Below are 17,102 nucleotides of genomic sequence, written 5' to 3'. Positions count from 1 at the left end.
CACTTGCTATGCGTTTGAAGCGAATCTTTGGCTTTTTGGTGTTGTGTGTGGGTGTTAGCAGCGTCTTCATCTGGAGAGAGGGTCAATTGGCACCCGTCTCGCAAGCTGAACCTGCACCACTGTCAGAGGAGGTTTTAGCACAGAAAGATGTGCCGTATGTGCCAACGCCTAAAGAGGTGGTAACAAAAATGTTGCAGCTGGGGAGTGTCACCAAAGATGATGTCGTCTACGATCTCGGTTCTGGCGATGGAAGACTGGTTATCGAGGCGGCGAAACTCGGCGCGAAGGGTGTTGGTGTAGAGCTTAACACGCGGCTAGTTGTGGAGAGTAGGGAAAATGCTATATCGGCGGGTGTAAGAGATCGCGTTAGGTTTATCGAGCAAGATTTGTTCAAAACTGACCTCACTCCGGCTACAGTAATAACGCTTTACCTGTTGCCTAAAGTTAATTTACAGCTGCGACCTACTCTACTCCAACTCAAACCGGGGACGCGCCTTGTCTCCCACCAGTTCGATATGAGGGAATGGAAACCGGATCAAACTGAACTGGTGCAGGTAGGTTCGCGTCCGCATCTGGTTTACTACTGGGTGGTTCCAGCACAAGTATCGGGAACTTGGGAATGGAATATGCCAACTGCTTCTGGTGAAGAACGTTACAAGCTGCAATTAACCCAAGAGTTCCAGCGAGTCAAGGGAACCCTAAGTATAGGCGATCGCGTAATCAAGTTGACTGATGCCAAGTTAACAGGCGACCGTCTCAGTTTCAAGACCGTGGAGTCGGTGAATGGAACTAAGGTAACGATGCAGTTTGATGGGAAAATTCAGGAGGATGCGATCGCTGGTAGTGTCGATTTGGGTGGCAATGAAGCACAGCGCCGCGATTGGGTAGCCAAGCGTCAATAATAAGCGCGATTTTTAGTTCAGTGCGTCAACCTGTAGGTGTTGAAATTCACCAAAGCTAAAAAATGGCTGAATCCTTCTGTGGGTAAGGATTTAACTGATGCAATCAAATTTTACGGTTGACGCATCTGCTGTATTGCTCTCGCACCGAGCTTTTCAGACATTTTCACTAAATGAGACTCTTGCCTAATCCGCGCCAGGATGATAAGATTCCACAGATTGACGCAATTGCACCTCGAAAACTACATACAGTGAGCCTTTCAGATATCGGCCGCCGGAAGACTCCTAAATCCCTATCAGGGATTGAAATAAGTATTTGGGCTGCACAGTCGTCACCGTCACGCCGGAAGACTCCTAAATCCCTATCAGGGATTGAAATATAGTTGATCGTTAGCGTGGCGTTGGCGGCGATCGCGCCGGAAGACTCCTAAATCCCTATCAGGGATTGAAATTCGAAGGTTACGGGTGTTTCTACAAATGTTTTTGGGTTGCCGGAAGACTCCTAAATCCCTATCAGGGATTGAAATGCGTAACTTTGGATACTTGGATTACTCCTAACTGCCGGAAGACTCCTAAATCCCTATCAGGGATTGAAATATTGCAGAAACCTGTTATGGCACAGACCGCAGACCCAGTTCGCCGGAAGACTCCTAAATCCCTATCAGGGATTGAAATTATGGGTGTAGCGGACGAACAAGAACGCGAAGGCCGGAAAACTCCTAAATCCCTATCAGGGATTGAAACGCGATATCCACACCAGCATCCAGCAAGTCTCCCGCAAGCCGGAAAACTCCTAAATCCCTATCAGGGATTGAAACGTCGCTATCTCAAAGTATGCACATACTTTCTCAGGAATGTTAACTTATAAGGAAGGAAAATATACGCATATTTTCCCAGATAGCGCAACTTAGCTGTCTTGAAAGGGATTGGGATTAAGATTGAAGTAGTTTAAGTAGAGGAACTGTATGCCCCGCGTAAAAGGCGTTTCAGCCGCTGGCGATGACAATCTAAAAAAGCGCTGGAACTTCAGCCTCACGCAAATAGCGCGGGATGGTATCGGCAGACTATTCAAGTTCTGGGGATACCGAGACGCATCAGCTTTATTAGAAGCGCTGGGCAAGGGTGAAATATTCTTATCCAAAGACCCGCCCACGCTTGCAAGTCTCTTGGCAGCAAAAGATTTGATTGAAGTGCATGAACTCTCTGATATTCCACTGCGGCGGCTTAAGGAATTCCTAGCTGGCGCTTTACCAACGGTAAATGAACTTATGGATCTAGAAGATGCGCTAGAGGTGAGTCAGGAGAATCTGATGCAGATTTGCGGTTATCCTGAAAAAAATGTTGATAACCAGGATGAACCACCGGAAAACTCCTAAATCCCTATCAGGGATTGAAACGTTTCATTAAATCGTCCATCTCCATGAACAAATACAGCCGGAAAACTCTTAAATCCCTATCAAGTTGGGTGTCCTAGCGATCGCTCACGTCAATTATCCGGGTCTTGATAAAATTCTTGTAGCGCTTGCTGTTGAGTGCGACGGGAAGGACGACGATATTTTTTAGTGTTCAGCCTGGGTTCGTATTGGTTTTGCCCTTTGCCTTTGGTTTTCTCCTTCATAGCGGCATCGGGATCGGATTGTTGGTGGAGATGTTCGCTGCGAGCGATCGCATCTTCCAAAAAATCTAGATAATGCTCGTAACGCTCCCAATCTCCCCTAACTGCACAATTCGGCTCATCGCGATGCAGACAGTCGCTAAATTGACATCTTCCCACTTCTAGCCGCTTCTGCGCTTCGGGAAAATACTCGACTAACTCCTCTGGCAGACAGTCCAAATCTGGCTGATTGAAGCCTGGAGTATCTGCCAGCAGTCCACCTGTCGGTAGTTCAAACAGTTCTACGTGTCGCGTCGTGTGACGACCCCGGCTGAGTTTCCCAGAAACTTCCGCTACTCTCAAATTGACATCTTCAATAAAATAGTTTATAATGCTAGACTTTCCAACTCCAGAAAGCCCAGCAAAGACGGTAATTTTGTCATTGAGTTGGGCTTGCAGTTCGTCCATCCCCATGCGAACATGGACGCTGATAAAGATAGGTTGGTAGCCCCATCCGTGCAAGCGATCGCGCCACTGCTGGACTTGCTCCTCTGAGACTAAATCGCTTTTATTGAGACAAAGACAGACATCCAAATCGGTAGATTCTGCCTTCACGAGAAATTTACTGAGTTGGTAGGGATCTAACGGTGGATCTGCCAAAGCAAAAACCAGCAGAATTTGATTAGCATTGGCAATTGGGGGACGATCCAGTTCCGTTTGTCGGGGCAAAACTTGCGATATTGCGCCTCGTCCGCCAGCCCAATCTGGTTCCTCTACAATTACGCGATCGCCCACCATCACCTTCTGACCAATTTTTTTCAGACGCGATCGCCTAGTACACAGCAATTCCTGAATCGCGTCCCGGCTCTCCTCCAACCTCACCTGATAGAAATTTGCCTGCACAGCCAGCACAGTACCCAACACAGTGCTGAGTGCCGAGTCTTGAGTACTGAGTGGTTCTTCTAACTCAGAACTCATAACTCATAACTCATAACTCATGGGGACGACGCACCTTCAGCGCAAAAAAGCCAGCCCGGTCTTCAACTTGCTCTACCGTGTAGCCTGCCATTGCCAAACTATCAGGAACCTGCTCTATCGGTTCCCCTGGATCTAGCCACACTTCTAACAAGGCTCCCGGTGCCATTTTTTCCAAACGGAGTTTAGTGCGGACAAAATTAATCGGGCAAGGTGTCCCACGCAAATCCATCTCTTCGTCTGGCAGACCTAGCGAAGCTGTTGGATTGTTCATCCCTTGAAGAATCCTCCCAAGAATCCTTCTATCCCTCCTTTGCCAGTGCGATCGCCTTTTATTTTAGCTAATTTCTCCAGCAGTTCCCTTTCCTCAGCCGTAATCCGAGTCGGAATATCAATTCCCACCGTAATCAGTTGATCTCCCCGACTTACCGGGTTTCCTAACTTAGGCACACCGTGGTTTTCCAGCGTCTGCACCGTATTCGGCTGTGTTCCAGATGGAATCGTCAATTCTACTGGCCCATCAACTGTATTAACTTCCAGACGACAACCTAAAATCGCCTGCAAGTAGCTAATCTTAATTTCTGACAGGATGTTAATCCCATCCCGCTGAAACTCTACGTCTTCCTCAACAAACAAATAAACGTACAAATCTCCCGGAGGGCCACCACGCAAACCAGCGTCTCCTTCTTTAGAAACCCGTAAGCGAGTTCCATTATCTACCCCAGGAGGGATGGTAATTTTCAGCTTCTTAGTTTCCTGTTTTCTGCCGTTGCCACCACACCCTTCACACTTTTCCTCAATCACCTGTCCCTCGCCGTTACAGCTGGGACACACAGAAACTTGAGTAAAGCTACCGAAAGGTGTCCTGGTAGCGCGGCGCACTTGACCGGAACCGGTGCATGTCGGACAAGTTTTGGCTCGCGTTCCCGGTTTAGCACCAACACCATTGCAGACATTACAGGTTTCCAAATGGGGAATCCGAATTTCTTTTTCCCCCCCAAATACAGCTTCCCGGAATTCCAATTTCAGATCCAACCGCAAGTCGTCACCGCGAACTGGGCCGCTGCGTTTCCTTGTCGCTGTCTGACCCATCCCGCCAGCAAAACCGCTGAAGAAGCTTTCAAAGATATCGGCAAAGTTGCCCATATCGCCTAAATCTGGGCCTGCACCGACACCAGAAGCCACCCCTGCCTCACCAAAGCGGTCGTAGCGGGCGCGTGTCTCTGGTTCCGAAAGGACTTCGTAGGCTCGGTTAATTTCTTTAAAGCGTTCTTCCGCCCCTGGCTCTTTATTTACGTCTGGGTGATACTTTCGAGCCAGACGGCGGTAGGCACGCTTAATTTCTTCTTTATCTGTGTCACGGGAAACCCCGAGAATTTCATAGTAGTCGCGGGCCATAGAACGCTGCTTGGTTGGGGATAGGGGTTGATGAAAGTTAGGAGTTATGAGTTAGGAGTCATGAGTTATTAATTCCTAGCCCTTAACTCCTAACTCTTTTAGTCAACTGCCTCGTAGTCGGCAGTTACAGTGTTGTCATCATCAAAATTGATGAAATCGTCTTCTTCGTTTATTGTGCCGTCAGGCGTGTTTTGGAATGGGGCTATACCACCTTCTACACTCTCGTAATCCTGCACTGACTCGCGTCCGTTGTTAGCTTTCTGGTAAACAGCAGCCCCAATAGCAAACAGCGCCTGTTGAAACTCTTCAATTTGCTGTTTTATCTCCTCAACACTAATCGAGGGATTCGCCAGTGCGGTTCTTGCCTGTATGCCCTTTTGATTCACCTGCGTCTTCAAATCCTCGCTAACGAGATCTCCGTTGTCATTTAACGTCGATTCATAGCTGTAGAACAGGCTATCAAGCTGGTTTTTCAACTCAACCACTTGCACCCGACGACGGTCGTCTTCGGCAAAGGTTTCAGCTTCTAGCCGCATCCGTTCAACTTCGGTAGCACTCAAGCCGCCTGTATTGGTAATTCGGATACTCTGCTCTCGCCCAGTACCTTTGTCTTGAGCTAATACTTTGAGAATCCCGTCAACGCCGATTTCAAAGGACACTTCAATTTGGGGTACGCCTCTGGGGGCAGGGGGAATTCCTGCTAGGAGGAATTTGCCCAAACTTTTGTTGTCACGAGCCATTGCCCGTTCACCCTGCAAGACGTGAATTTCCACGCTTGTTTGTCCGTCTGTGGCGGTGGAAAAGACTTGGGATTTTGTGGTGGGAATTGTGGTATTGCGTTCAATAATTTTTGTGAACACTTCTCCCAAAGTTTCGATACCCAAGCTCAGGGGGGCAACGTCTAATAGCAGCAGATCCTCAACTTCGCCGCTTAACACGCCGCCTTGAATTGCTGCTCCCAGTGCTACTGCTTCGTCGGGGTTGACTGAGCGATCGGGTGTTTTGCCGCCAAAAAACTTCTTGATAGCATCCTGAACGGCTGGAATCCGGGTGGAACCTCCCACCAGGATAATGCGGTCAATTTCATTTGGCGTTAAACCACTGTCCTTAATGGCTTGACTAACCGGCTCAATTGTGCCTTCTACCAGATAATTTACCAGTTCTTCAAACTGGGCACGGCTTAGTTCCATCTCCAAATGTTTTGGCCCAGTGTCATCGGCGGTGATGAAGGGCAAATTTATGGAGGTGCTGCCCATGTTGGAAAGCTCAATCTTGGCTTTTTCAGCTGCTTCTCGCAGCCGCTGGAGAGCCATTTTATCGGTTCCCAGGTCAATTTTCTCTTGCTTTTTGAAGTTTTCTATCATCCAGAGGACGATGCAGTTGTCAAAGTCATCTCCGCCTAGATGGTTGTTACCGCTTGTGGCTTTGACTTCAAAAACGCCATCACCGAGTTGCAGAACGGAAACGTCGAAGGTGCCGCCGCCTAAGTCAAATACTAGGATGCGCTGTTCTTGATCTTGTTTATCCAGTCCGTAGGCGAGTGCAGCTGCTGTGGGTTCGTTGATGATCCGTAGAACTTCTAGACCGGCAATGGTTCCAGCATCTTTTGTGGCTTGCCGTTGGGCATCTGTAAAGTAGGCAGGTACTGTGATTACTGCCTGATCTACTTGTTCGCCCAGAAAGTTTTCGGCATCCTGCTTGAGTTTTTGCAGGATCATCGCGGAGATTTCCTGAGGGGTGTAGTTGCGTCCCCGAATCTGAACATCAACGGTATCGTCCCGACCTTTGATGCAGGTGTAGGGTACGCGCGATCGCTCTATTTCGGTGTCATCCCAGCGGCGACCGATAAAGCGTTTGATGCTGTAAACTGTGTTTTCGGCATTGGTTACAGCTTGCCGCTTTGCCAGTTGTCCTACTAAGCGATCGCCCCCTTTCCCAAATCCCACCATACTAGGGGTCGTTCTTCCACCTTCTGTGTTAGAGATGACGATCGGTTGACCCCCCTCTAAAACAGCCACGCAACTATTGGTCGTGCCGAGGTCGATGCCAATGACTTTTCCCATAGCTAGCTGTAGTGAAGGTGTGCAAGAAGATTTGTTGAGTAACCGTTAAATTGTTTACCTTGGACGATTCTGACTTCGCCCAAGATTTCCATCAACTTGATTGTAATTACTAATGCCAATAAGCGTCGATCCAGTGCGTCAAAGTCCATTAACTTTCCTGCTCTGACCGATTGCCTTCCTCTGAGGGTACCACGGGGTCACGAGCCGCAGCAACTTTAACTAGGGCGTGGCGCAAGACGCGATCGCCTATAAAATATCCCCGAACCAGCTGTTCGATCACGGCTCCTTCTGGATATTCATCAGTTGGTTCGCGCATCACCGCTTCGTGGAGATTCGGATCAAATTCTTGTCCTTCCGGACGCATGGGAGATACTCCAATCCGCTTGAGTCCGTCTGCCAGCTGTTTGTATACCCCTTGGTAGCTTTTGTGAATGCTCCATTCTCCATCTGTTTGAGGTTTGATTTGCGATCGCGCCCTTTCAAAATTATCCACCACTGGCAGTAATTCTGTTATCATGGCGCGTTTTACTTGCACCTCCGAGTCTTCTTTTTCTTTGAGGTTCCGCTTGCGGAAATTTTCAAAATCTGCCGCAATCCTCATATACTGCGTTTTGAAAGACTCACACTGCTGGGTGCGCTCTTCCAGTTGCGCTCTGGTTGCCTCTAGTTCCCGCTTCAATGCCTCACTAGCAGATGAATCGCCCTCTTGTGCGTTTTGATCGGCTTCCGCTTCCCTTGATGTTGCAGAGGCTTCTGGTACTGCATCAGATACTTGGTCGCCTTCTACTTGCACGTCTAAATCCAGTTCTCCACTCATGTTTCCTGTTTCAGATAATGGTTCATTCCCCATTCCCTCTACCACCATTGGGTCATCAACCCGAAGTGAAGTGTTATCTTGCTGATTTTCTTCCTCGTTCATTCGGCTCTCATCCCAAGTTTTGAGACTGCTCACACTTACTTGTTTGTTAGTCCTGTCTTGACTATCGCCCGTACCATCTTATGATAAGGAATCTGGGTCAGTGGCCAGCAGCCGGAGTAGATCGGAATAGTTGGTAAAGGGGTGCGACAGGAACCTCCTTTTTCTAGAATAGTGTTCCAGGGCATCATGCCAACACTTTTGGACACTGCGATCGCTTTACTTGTCTAAAACTAACAAGTTATACAACCGATATCAGGGCGCTTTTATTGGCATTGAGCCAACCTACTCCCTCCGCTGGCATTTGGGCGTAATACGCTAGTATAAACTGGACTTGTGTAACATTAGTGTAACGAATCCGCTTATGCCCATTAACTAAGCGCGGCTACTAGATACGAGAATCTAGACATTCCACTATGGTTTTATTGCAAAATAATATATTAAAACAATCTTGCTCGTAATACTGGGCTTTTGGCTATCATCGAGAATGTTGCATCCCTAGACAAATAAAAGCGTTTGTGCTGACACCAATATTTAAGCCATCCCGGAATCAAAATCGTCCGGCTTGTCCTACATCTTAAACGTACAGCGCCCTTCTACAGGTATTACTGCTTACTGCTCTTAAAAGCACCATCTGCTTTGAAAGCGGTACTTTTCCCATAAAAGCACCGTAACCGCTCAAAATGGATGAAGGTATGGTCTTTAATACTGCTGCCTGGAACAACCCCAACTTGGTTGCCCAACAACAAAGTAGTTTTAACTGAAAAATTGCAATTTTGCTGATCGTTTTGGGAACAATCTGTAATATAAGGTATGATCGCGCCTCTATGACTCAATCTTCACCACGAAATCGCGCCCTTGCTGTCCGCAACGAATTTTCGCCCTTCGGCATGAAGGTGATTCAGCAGGGCTTAGTTGATGCCGACCAGATGCGGCAGGCTATGGTCGAAAGCCGGAAGTCTGGTAGACCCCTAACAGAAGTCCTAGAATCGATTACAGGGCGGGCTTTGCCCCCAGATTTACTGCGCCAATACAAGAAACAACAGCTGTTTGAGCTAAAAATACTTTACGGTGTGGAATCGCTAGATCCGGAAATCAGCCAGATTCCGACTGGGCAGCTGCGCGCTTTGATTGAAACCCTGATTCCAATTGATATTTGTAGTCGCTATCAACTGGTGCCATTATCCAAAAACGACTCCGAGCCGCCCTCTGTGCTAGTGGCAATGGTCGATCCCGATAATCTAGCCGCTCAAGACGACCTTAACCGCATCTTGCGACCTCAAGGAATTGGGTTGCAGCGAATGGTGATTACGCGGGAAGACTATTTGCATCTGATTAACCAATATCGAGATGAAAAAGTAAAAAACGAGGAAGCAGCTCGACTTCAAAAGCAGACTGATGTCTCAGACGTTATTGAAAGTTTTGGCGTTTTAGAAGATGCACCTGATGAAGATGATGGTGACATCAGTAAGGAGCAGGCAGAAGATAAACCGATCATTAACTTGGTCAATAAAATCCTGCTCAAGGCTCTGCAAGAAAAGGTTTCAGACATTCACGTTGAACCCCAAGAAGAATACTTACGCATTCGCTTTCGTAAAGATGGGGTGTTACAGCAAGCCTTCGATCACTTGCCCAAACAAATCATCCCAGCTGTCACTGCCCGCTTCAAAATTATTGCTGAGCTAGACATCGCCGAGCGGCGGATGCCCCAAGATGGTCGTATCCGGCGGGTGTTTGAGGGACGCAAAGTTGACTTTCGGGTGAACACCTTACCTAGTCGCTACGGTGAAAAGGTAGTATTGCGGATTTTGGATAACTCTGCTACTCAGCTGGGTTTGGATAAATTAATTTCCGATCAAGAATCCCTAGATATTGTCAGAGAGATGGCAAGCCGTCCCTTTGGATTGATTTTGGTGACAGGGCCAACCGGGTCTGGTAAGTCTACCACCTTGTACTCAGTTTTGGCAGAACGGAACGATCCGGGAATTAATATCAGTACGGCGGAAGACCCGATCGAGTATGCCTTGCCGGGGATTACCCAGGTGCAGGTGATTCGAGAAAAGGGAATGGACTTTTCTTCGATTTTGCGGGCGTTCATGCGACAAGACCCGGATGTGATTCTGGTGGGCGAGACGCGGGACAAAGAAACGGCAAAAACGGCAATTGAAGCAGCACTTACCGGACACTTGGTACTGACAACGCTACACACCAATGATGCAGCCGGTGCGATCGCTCGCTTAGACGAAATGGGCATCGAGCCATTCATGGTATCCGGTTCCTTGATTGGAGTCTTAGCACAACGTCTGATGAGGCGCGTTTGTAGCGATTGTCGCGATTCCTATACCCCCAGCAAAGCTGAACTGGAGCGATTTGGTCTATCGGCTTCTAACCTTGAAGATATTACCTTCTACAAAGCCAATACCTTAGCACCCGATGAAGCTAAGGAAGCCAAAGCCCAAGGCAACTTGTGCCAAAAATGTAATGGTATCGGCTACAAAGGTCGCGTAGGTGTCTATGAAGTCATGCGCGTGACCGAGGAGCTGCAAACCTTAATCAGCCAAGGTGCGCCCACAGAGCGCATCAAGGAACTGGCTGTGGAACAGGGAATGAAGACCTTGTTGGCATACAGCTTACAGCTGGTACGCGAGGGCCATACCACTCTTGAAGAAGTAGAACGGGTAACGTTTACTGATGCCGGCCTGGAGGCAGAACTTAAAGCCAAGCGCAAGAGCGGTCTTGAGTGTAAAACTTGCACTGCTGAGTTAAAACCAGAGTGGTTAGATTGTCCTTACTGTATGACACCTCGCTTTGCAGACTAAACGTACTAAACAAATTAGCAATTAGCAACGGACAAACAAAGGAGACAGCCTAATGGAATTAATGATTGAAGACTTGATGGAGCAACTCATCGAAATGGGTGGCTCAGATATGCACCTCCAAGCAGGAGCGCCAGTATACTTCCGCATCAGTGGGAAATTGACCCCTATCGGTACCGAACCGCTTCCCCCCCAAGAGTGCCAGAAACTGATTTTTAGTATGCTGAACAACACGCAGCGTAAAGATTTGGAACAAAACTGGGAACTGGATTGCTCTTATGGGGTAAAAGGTTTAGCTCGCTTCCGGGTCAATGTTTACAAAGAACGGGGTTACTACGCAGCGTGTCTGAGAGCTTTGTCTTCTAAAATTCCTAACTTTGATCAACTGGGTTTGCCAGATGTTGTACGGGAATTGACTCACAGACCAAGGGGATTGGTATTGGTGACAGGACAGACGGGTTCCGGGAAAACCACCACTCTCGCTGCGATGATCGACTTGATCAACCGGACGCGGGCGGAACACATTTTAACAGTGGAAGACCCGATTGAATATGTTTTCCCAAACATCAAGAGCTTGTTTCACCAGCGTCAAAAAGGCGAAGATACCAAGAGCTTTGCTAATGCTTTGAAAGCGGCGCTCCGGGAAGACCCAGATATTATTCTGGTGGGGGAAATGCGGGACTTGGAGACGATTTCTCTAGCGGTTTCAGCGGCTGAAACTGGTCACTTGGTGTTCGGTACGTTGCACACCAGCTCAGCTGCTGGCACCATCGACCGGATACTGGACGTGTTCCCTCCAGAGCAACAGCCGCAAATCCGCGCTCAGTTGTCTGGGTCATTGTTAGCAGTCTTCAGCCAATGTTTGGTGCCTAAGCATAACCCGAAAGCCGGTGAATATGGTCGGGTGATGGCTCAGGAAATCATGCTTGTGACACCTGCGATCGCTAACTTGATTCGAGAAGGCAAAACCGCTCAAATTTACTCGGCGATCCAGACCGGAGCAAAATTGGGGATGCAGACGATGGAACAGGCTCTAGCTAACTACGTTAAAGCCGGTTCCATCTCCTTTGAAGCGGCGATGGGCAAATCGTCTAAACCTGACGAACTACAGCGGATCATCGGTGCAGCTCCAGCCGGAGCTAAAGCAGGCGCTCGATAATTAAAGGATGAAGGCTGAGGGCTGAAGGATAAAAAAAGACGGAAGAACAAAAAAGAATCAACTCTCAATCAGATTCTTCCATATAGCTTTATGTTTCCCAATTCTGACCTTCATCCTACCGTAACAGGCGATATGCGATCGTCTTTCATTCTTCCATTAACCTTTCTTCTCTCATCCAGAGGTGAGCTATGCCTACCTACATTGCTGATGTGCGTGACTCTACAGGAGCCGCTAAAAAAGACAAAATTGTTGCCGACTCCGTTGCTAATGCGCGTGATGCCTTTCGCGAAAAGTGGGTTTCTGTTGGAAATATTAGAGAAAGTAAAAGCTTTGACATCAGCAAAATAAGCCTGGAAGACATCAAAACTTCCTTAGCCTCAGTTACAGTCAAGGACAAAGCCGTCTTTTCCCGTCAATTTGCCGCTATGGTCAATGCGGGTGTGGCTATTGTGAGATGTCTGGGCGTTTTATCTGAGCAATGCAGCAATCCTAAGCTGAAAAAAGCTCTTGTGGAAATTAGCTCTGAGGTGCAGCAGGGTGTCAATCTCTCTGATGCTATGCGTAAACATCCGGAGTGCTTCGATAATCTCTACGTCAGTATGGTACAAGCTGGTGAGGTCGGAGGTGTCCTTGATGAGGTACTCAACCGCTTAGCCAAGGTACTAGAGGATATGGCGCGACTGCAAAACCAAATCAAAGGGGCTATGGCTTACCCAATGGCTGTGGGATTTTTGGCAGTCGTTGTATTTATCTGTATGACGGTGTTTTTAATCCCAATTTTTGCAGGCATTTTCCAAGATTTGGGAACAGAATTACCCGCGCTAACTTTGTTCATGCTGTGGATCAGCGGAATTCTTAGAAGTTGGAGGATTATCATTCCCATAGCTGCTGTGATAATTATCTCCATCGTCTACAGATGGTACTACAAGACACCCGTTGGTCGTCTGACTATGGATCGTTTTTTCTTGAAAATGCCGCTGTTGGGTGACTTGAATGAAAAATCATGCGTCGCTCGTTTTTGCCGCATTTTTGGCACTTTAACTCGTTCTGGCGTGCCAATTCTAACTTGTATGGACATTGTTAGAGATACGGCCGGAAACCAGGTAATTGCGAATGCAGTGGATGCAGCTAAGCTGGACATTCAACAGGGTGGAATGATGAGCTTAGCTTTGCAAAAAGAGCAGGTTTTCCCAGTTCTAGCAATTCAAATGATTAGTATTGGGGAAGAAACTGGTCAGCTAGATGCCATGATGATGAAAGTGGCAGACTTCTACGAAGATGAGGTGGAGCAAGCTGTGAAAGCACTCACCAGCATTCTCGAACCTATCATGATGGTGGTGTTAGCCGGGATGGTAGCGGTGATTTTGCTTTCCATGTATCTGCCGATGTTTGCAGTGTTTGACAAACTAGGCTAAATAAAAAGGCAAAAGGCAAAAGGCAAAAGAAAGGATGAAGGGTAAAATAGATTTTGATATTTATTTGAAATCCAATATTTCTGATTTTTTGTGTCTTTTGTCTTATGCTTTTTGAGGGACATAATCAAAAATGTTCCGAGATAAAATTGAAAATAAAAATATGTCTGTTAAACAATCCCATTACGAAGCTAGTTTGGCGGAGTACAGTAACCACTCAGGCGCGATCGCATTGCTCAAGCAGTACCGCCCATATCTAGAGATGATTCCTAGTATGCGGCGAGCCGACGAAAGCGCGATCGCTATACCTCTGCCAATAGTACGTATTCGCCACAGCGTACCAAAGGGAGATATGGGCGTTGTCAGGCACACAGATGAAGCAATTCGCCTACCCTCTGATGTCGCCATTTTGATGTGCGATCCAGAGTGGAAAATCAAAATGGGGGTGGAAATATTTGTCTTTATCCACCGTCCCCAAGAAGACTTTTCCGACTTGCTGAGTCGCTGGCGGCAAACTCAAGTGTGGCTAGATAAAGATTATGAGTGGGTGATGCCTCACCGCTATAAGCACATATTCAGCGAAGGGGCGCAAAAGATTTATCCCCTATTCGTAGTCTTTGAAGAAACTCCAGAAAGGATTAAGCGGGGCTTAATGGGGGCAAGTCTCCCCTTTGTTATCCAGACACCAATGTTGGATATTGAAGAGGAGACATCGGAAACCTTCTTGCCGAAAAGTCCACCAGCTTCATAAAGGCAAAAAGTAACAAAAGCTAATTGCTAATGGTAATAAAAAACAATTAGCAATTAGTTTTTTGGATTTTTATTTTACAAATTGTGGCATGACTTCGGCAGCGGTAAACAAACCGTAAATGCCTCGCCGATGCAACGCTACGCCAGCTTTGAGATAACCGAAGGCAGGGCCGCAAACATTTGCTGCCATACTGGTTTCATCCCCAAGGGTAAAGGTATGGGTGGAAATCTTGCCCTCAAAGGTGCGCCCCGTTACTTGGACATTGGTGCTGAGTGGCTTTTTGGGATTGCGGGTATCAACAACGCCGCCCACCGTGACGCGATCGCGTTCAACAATTCCCGCCAGTTCCAGCATTACATCATCAGCGTGTTCCATATTCTCCAAAGTCAGGATGCCATTGGTTTCATCCAACAACGCTTCCACCTCGCGATCGCTCATCCCTCTGGCGCGTTCCACATCGTAACCTGGTAAATGGGCAATATCCTCACGGATAGTCGCCCGGTAAGCTTCCCAATTGGCAATTCCTACCCCAAACGTAATTTTGACACTGTGGATTTCTGAATAACTCTGCGCGGCTAAGGCAGCTGCCGCCGTCAACAAGCCCGGTGTCGCACCGCAGCCAGTCATATAAGTAATACCAGCCGCTTGCAGTTCCTCCGAGAGCGCCAACATCTGTTGGACGGCACTCGTGCGCTTCATAGCATCTACCAGAACACCCCGCCAACCTGACTGGATAAATTGCTGCGCCACAGATGCCATAAAGGTGTTGGGCAAATTTGGCAGCGCCAGAAAATAGCCATCCACGGGGTTTGCTTGTTCGATTAAATCTTGAATGCTCTGGCTGCTGAGGGTGCCTGCTGACTCTAAATAACCAAGCGAACCTTGAGCTTGATAAGTCGCAATGCTGGCATCTGGCTCTAACCCAGCGGCAGCGTAGGCATAGCCTTGTTGGTCAGCAGCCGCCACCAAAATCATCTCGCGTTTTGGTGCAAGAACTCTGGCAGCAGCCTGCCCCAGTCCCCCGAAGCCCAGAACGCCCACTCGAATAGGATTAGGGTTTTCCTCCCGTATCCCTTGATCAGAGAGGGGCTGGGGGTGAGGGTGCAAGGTAGTTGGATTGATGGAAACACTCATAGCGTCTTACCGAAACTGAACAAACTTTAATTATCCAGGCTGATTGACCCAATCCCAAAATCAATACAAGCCCTGAAATTTGTTCATAAAGAACAAACAAATTTTTTCCCTATTTCAACCATGAGGATTTATTCTTACCAACTCCTAAATTCCCCGTCTCACTGACTAAGTATTATTGCTATTCCTCTGGCAAGCTCTGGGATCAAGATGCTTGTTAGCTTTTTTACCAGATTTTGAAATAATTCTCTATCTTGACGGAGATGTAAAGTTAAGCGACACTGACAAATAATAAAAGTACGACTCACTCAAATCATTAAGTTATGTTACGTTTTGCGTCGCTTTGATTCAATCGAACAACATTAATTTAGTGAGATGCCCCTGAGTCAGTCCCTAGAAAGATGTCTTATACGGCAACATCAGCACTATGGTTATTGCCGCCCCCTAACTTCTTGGATTTCTAAAGCAATGAGCATGGAATCATTAGAGTTTGTCATTTATCCGGATGGCCGGGTGCAGGAAAAAGTCACGGGAATCATCGGGGCTTCCTGCGCTGAAGTGACTGCCGCTATTGAAGCGCAGCTTGGTGTGGTACTCACTAATGAGCCAACTTCGGAATTTTTTGCCTTAGCTGTTGAGCAAAATGCGGTGGCGACAACCCAAGCCACCTATAGCGAATGGTAATTTTTTTGTTTAATCCATCTTTATTCATTTGAAAAAACCACCATGTCACACTTTAGCAACATCAAAACTCAAATCCGTAACCTTTCCTCCTTAGAAGCTGCTTTGACAGACTTGGGAATTGACTGGAAATCTGGCCCTAGCACAGTACGAGGCTATCGCGGTCAGACCCGTACTGCCGAAGTTGTCATTGAGCAGGACAATGGTTCTGACCTCGGCTTTAGCTGGAATGGCCAAGAATACGAACTGGTCGCTGACCTACAGTATTGGCAGCAAGTCGGGTCTGTGGATCGTTTTCTTAATAAAATAACTCAGCGTTACGCTTACCATACGGTTATCAAAGAATCTGCTAACCAGGGCTTTCAAGTTGCTGAGCAAAAACAAAATGAGGATGGTTCTATCCGCCTAGTCGTGCAGCGCTGGAGTGCCTAATGTCTGAGGAAGCACCCTCTGGGATAGAGCAGACTCCTGAGCGTTCTGGTCTAGAGCCAGAGTTAGGTGGTATTTGGCGGGATGCACCGGAACGTTCTGGTTTGGAGCCGGAGTTGGGTGGCAACCTGCGACAAAAGGGAGTCTATGTTGACGAAATAGTTTGTATTGGTTGTAAGCACTGCGCCCATGTTGCCCGGAATACATTTTATATTGAGCCAGAATATGGGCGATCGCGTGTAGTTCGCCAGGATGGAGATTTAGAAGAGGTAGTTCAAGAAGCCATTGATACCTGTCCTGTTGATTGCATCCATTGGGTCGATTACACGGAGCTGAAAAAGCTCGAAGAAGAGCGGCAGTATCAAGTCATACCCATCGCTGGATTTCCGATTGACCATGCTGTTACTGCTACCAAAAAGCGGCAGCAAAAGCTCAAGAAAAAGCGAAAGCCAGGTAATTAGCAAAGCTCGCGCACATGGTTGTCTTCCTAAAAAACCCTCAACCGCATTCGGCTGTTGAGGGTTTTTAGCTTTATAAACTATGGTGTCTTTTTGTGGGGCAAGTGGTTGGATAGCTGCTATAGCCTCCAACTGAACTAATATTTTAAATTAATCTATGATTAGATAAAATTCTTGATAAGCGATAATTATTAACTAATGTTAATTGAAAAATGCGATCGCCGTGACAGTTTTTTAAACTGTAGGCAGAAAACTCTCGTTCCCAAAACCTCAAACCAATGGTTTGAGGCGATTGAAAGATGCGATCGCTGTGCCAGTTTTCTTTAACTGGGCAGCGAAAAAAGTGATATTAGCTACCTATTACTTGCAGCGATCACCGCGAAAATTGCTTAAATTGGTTACTGTTAGCGCGTGCGATCG

At 47.4% G+C, this 17,102-nt stretch carries 16 protein-coding genes, 1 pseudogene and 1 CRISPR repeat array; of the genes and pseudogenes, 10 read left to right on the top strand and 7 right to left on the bottom strand.

All coding sequences use genetic code 11. The annotated features are described in order from the left end of the window. Window positions 1-8: 8 nt before the first annotated feature. Together H6F63_RS22855 and H6F63_RS22850 are read left to right on the top strand one after the other, a co-directional pair. A pseudogene (locus tag H6F63_RS22855) lies at window positions 9-605 on the top strand (class I SAM-dependent methyltransferase); the annotation flags it as partial. A gap of 567 nt (window positions 606-1,172) precedes the next feature. Next, a CRISPR array of direct repeats spans window positions 1,173-1,717; the repeat unit is 37 nt; unit sequence GCCGGAAGACTCCTAAATCCCTATCAGGGATTGAAAT. Between the two features lie 147 nt (window positions 1,718-1,864). Then, on the top strand, window positions 1,865-2,275 hold the full coding sequence (locus H6F63_RS22850) for a hypothetical protein (protein ID WP_190639693.1): 411 nt from the start codon (window positions 1,865-1,867) through the stop codon (window positions 2,273-2,275). A gap of 110 nt (window positions 2,276-2,385) precedes the next feature. Here the strand turns inward: H6F63_RS22850 and rsgA are convergent, their stop codons facing one another. The 6 genes from rsgA to grpE all read right to left on the bottom strand — a co-directional run bounded on the left by rsgA (window position 2,386) and on the right by grpE (window position 7,848). Next, window positions 2,386-3,471 carry a small ribosomal subunit biogenesis GTPase RsgA gene (gene rsgA / locus H6F63_RS22845; protein ID WP_190639692.1) on the bottom strand — a complete coding sequence of 362 codons (1,086 nt, stop codon included), beginning with the start codon at window positions 3,469-3,471 and terminating at the stop codon, window positions 2,386-2,388. Between the two features lie 10 nt (window positions 3,472-3,481). Further along, entirely contained in the window at window positions 3,482-3,742 is a 261-nt protein-coding gene (locus H6F63_RS22840) for a sulfurtransferase TusA family protein (protein ID WP_190421604.1), read from the bottom strand. Beyond that, window positions 3,739-4,866 (bottom strand): molecular chaperone DnaJ, encoded by a 1,128-nt coding sequence (dnaJ, locus tag H6F63_RS22835; RefSeq protein WP_190639691.1) that lies wholly within the window; start codon window positions 4,864-4,866, stop codon window positions 3,739-3,741. Before dnaJ ends, H6F63_RS22840 begins: the two co-directional genes overlap by 4 nt. Window positions 4,867-4,964: 98 nt before the next feature. Further along, window positions 4,965-6,929, bottom strand: coding sequence for a molecular chaperone DnaK (gene dnaK / locus H6F63_RS22830; protein WP_190421608.1), 1,965 nt, complete (start codon window positions 6,927-6,929; stop codon window positions 4,965-4,967). 2 nt (window positions 6,930-6,931) lie between these two features. After that, the gene (locus H6F63_RS22825) at window positions 6,932-7,078 is read right to left on the bottom strand and encodes a hypothetical protein (protein ID WP_190421610.1); all 147 of its coding nucleotides are present in this window, start codon (window positions 7,076-7,078) and stop codon (window positions 6,932-6,934) included. Then, entirely contained in the window at window positions 7,078-7,848 is a 771-nt protein-coding gene (grpE, locus tag H6F63_RS22820) for a nucleotide exchange factor GrpE (protein ID WP_190421671.1), read from the bottom strand. Before grpE ends, H6F63_RS22825 begins: the two co-directional genes overlap by 1 nt. Window positions 7,849-8,672: 824 nt before the next feature. On the opposite strand from grpE, the gene H6F63_RS22815 reads away from it, so the two are divergent. The 4 genes from H6F63_RS22815 to H6F63_RS22800 all read left to right on the top strand — a co-directional run bounded on the left by H6F63_RS22815 (window position 8,673) and on the right by H6F63_RS22800 (window position 13,983). Continuing rightward, on the top strand, window positions 8,673-10,664 hold the full coding sequence (locus tag H6F63_RS22815; RefSeq protein WP_190452122.1) for a GspE/PulE family protein: 1,992 nt from the start codon (window positions 8,673-8,675) through the stop codon (window positions 10,662-10,664). Window positions 10,665-10,716: 52 nt separating this feature from the next. Next, window positions 10,717-11,820 (top strand): type IV pilus twitching motility protein PilT, encoded by a 1,104-nt coding sequence (locus H6F63_RS22810; RefSeq protein WP_190421614.1) that lies wholly within the window; start codon window positions 10,717-10,719, stop codon window positions 11,818-11,820. Between the two features lie 188 nt (window positions 11,821-12,008). Then, window positions 12,009-13,235: a type II secretion system F family protein gene (locus H6F63_RS22805; protein WP_190639690.1), complete on the top strand. Its 1,227-nt coding sequence runs from the start codon at window positions 12,009-12,011 to the stop codon at window positions 13,233-13,235. A 160-nt stretch (window positions 13,236-13,395) separates the two neighbouring features. Then, entirely contained in the window at window positions 13,396-13,983 is a 588-nt protein-coding gene (locus tag H6F63_RS22800; protein ID WP_190639689.1) for a hypothetical protein, read from the top strand. Between the two features lie 69 nt (window positions 13,984-14,052). On the opposite strand, the gene H6F63_RS22795 is transcribed toward H6F63_RS22800, so the two are convergent. Then, on the bottom strand, window positions 14,053-15,117 hold the full coding sequence (locus tag H6F63_RS22795) for a saccharopine dehydrogenase-like oxidoreductase (protein ID WP_242020052.1): 1,065 nt from the start codon (window positions 15,115-15,117) through the stop codon (window positions 14,053-14,055). A 471-nt stretch (window positions 15,118-15,588) separates the two neighbouring features. Between H6F63_RS22795 and H6F63_RS22790 the strand changes: the two genes are divergently transcribed. The 4 genes from H6F63_RS22790 to H6F63_RS30670 all read left to right on the top strand — a co-directional run bounded on the left by H6F63_RS22790 (window position 15,589) and on the right by H6F63_RS30670 (window position 17,009). Then, the gene (locus H6F63_RS22790; protein WP_190639737.1) at window positions 15,589-15,798 is read left to right on the top strand and encodes a DUF2997 domain-containing protein; all 210 of its coding nucleotides are present in this window, start codon (window positions 15,589-15,591) and stop codon (window positions 15,796-15,798) included. 42 nt (window positions 15,799-15,840) lie between these two features. Continuing rightward, the gene (locus tag H6F63_RS22785) at window positions 15,841-16,227 is read left to right on the top strand and encodes a DUF1257 domain-containing protein (protein ID WP_190421620.1); all 387 of its coding nucleotides are present in this window, start codon (window positions 15,841-15,843) and stop codon (window positions 16,225-16,227) included. Continuing rightward, the gene (locus H6F63_RS22780) at window positions 16,227-16,685 is read left to right on the top strand and encodes a ferredoxin (RefSeq protein WP_190639688.1); all 459 of its coding nucleotides are present in this window, start codon (window positions 16,227-16,229) and stop codon (window positions 16,683-16,685) included. The genes H6F63_RS22785 and H6F63_RS22780 overlap by 1 nt, the downstream gene beginning before the upstream one ends. Window positions 16,686-16,880: 195 nt before the next feature. Then, a complete protein-coding gene (locus H6F63_RS30670) occupies window positions 16,881-17,009 on the top strand; it encodes a hypothetical protein (protein ID WP_277876473.1) in 129 nt (42 codons plus the stop codon). Window positions 17,010-17,102: the final 93 nt, after the last annotated feature.

Origin of the sequence: Trichocoleus sp. FACHB-40 (genome assembly GCF_014695915.1) — a bacterium.
GTDB classification, from domain to species: domain Bacteria; phylum Cyanobacteriota; class Cyanobacteriia; order Cyanobacteriales; family FACHB-T130; genus Funiculus; species Funiculus sociatus.
The sequence above is the reverse complement of the archived record's forward strand: the minus strand, read 5'-3'. Positions and strand labels throughout refer to the sequence as shown.

Coding starts and splice junctions, on each gene's coding strand:
- H6F63_RS22850 (WP_190639693.1), top strand. CDS start 1,865: ATGCCCCGCGTAAAAGGCGTTTCAGCCGCTGGCGATGACAATCTAAAA.
- H6F63_RS22790 (WP_190639737.1), top strand. CDS start 15,589: ATGGAATCATTAGAGTTTGTCATTTATCCGGATGGCCGGGTGCAGGAA.
- H6F63_RS22795 (WP_242020052.1), bottom strand. CDS start 15,117: ATGAGTGTTTCCATCAATCCAACTACCTTGCACCCTCACCCCCAGCCC.
- H6F63_RS22785 (WP_190421620.1), top strand. CDS start 15,841: ATGTCACACTTTAGCAACATCAAAACTCAAATCCGTAACCTTTCCTCC.
- dnaK (WP_190421608.1), bottom strand. CDS start 6,929: ATGGGAAAAGTCATTGGCATCGACCTCGGCACGACCAATAGTTGCGTG.
- H6F63_RS22780 (WP_190639688.1), top strand. CDS start 16,227: ATGTCTGAGGAAGCACCCTCTGGGATAGAGCAGACTCCTGAGCGTTCT.
- H6F63_RS22810 (WP_190421614.1), top strand. CDS start 10,717: ATGGAATTAATGATTGAAGACTTGATGGAGCAACTCATCGAAATGGGT.
- grpE (WP_190421671.1), bottom strand. CDS start 7,848: ATGAACGAGGAAGAAAATCAGCAAGATAACACTTCACTTCGGGTTGAT.
- H6F63_RS22815 (WP_190452122.1), top strand. CDS start 8,673: ATGACTCAATCTTCACCACGAAATCGCGCCCTTGCTGTCCGCAACGAA.
- H6F63_RS22825 (WP_190421610.1), bottom strand. CDS start 7,078: ATGGACTTTGACGCACTGGATCGACGCTTATTGGCATTAGTAATTACA.
- dnaJ (WP_190639691.1), bottom strand. CDS start 4,866: ATGGCCCGCGACTACTATGAAATTCTCGGGGTTTCCCGTGACACAGAT.
- H6F63_RS30670 (WP_277876473.1), top strand. CDS start 16,881: ATGTTAATTGAAAAATGCGATCGCCGTGACAGTTTTTTAAACTGTAGG.
- H6F63_RS22840 (WP_190421604.1), bottom strand. CDS start 3,742: ATGAACAATCCAACAGCTTCGCTAGGTCTGCCAGACGAAGAGATGGAT.
- H6F63_RS22800 (WP_190639689.1), top strand. CDS start 13,396: ATGTCTGTTAAACAATCCCATTACGAAGCTAGTTTGGCGGAGTACAGT.
- H6F63_RS22805 (WP_190639690.1), top strand. CDS start 12,009: ATGCCTACCTACATTGCTGATGTGCGTGACTCTACAGGAGCCGCTAAA.
- rsgA (WP_190639692.1), bottom strand. CDS start 3,471: ATGAGTTCTGAGTTAGAAGAACCACTCAGTACTCAAGACTCGGCACTC.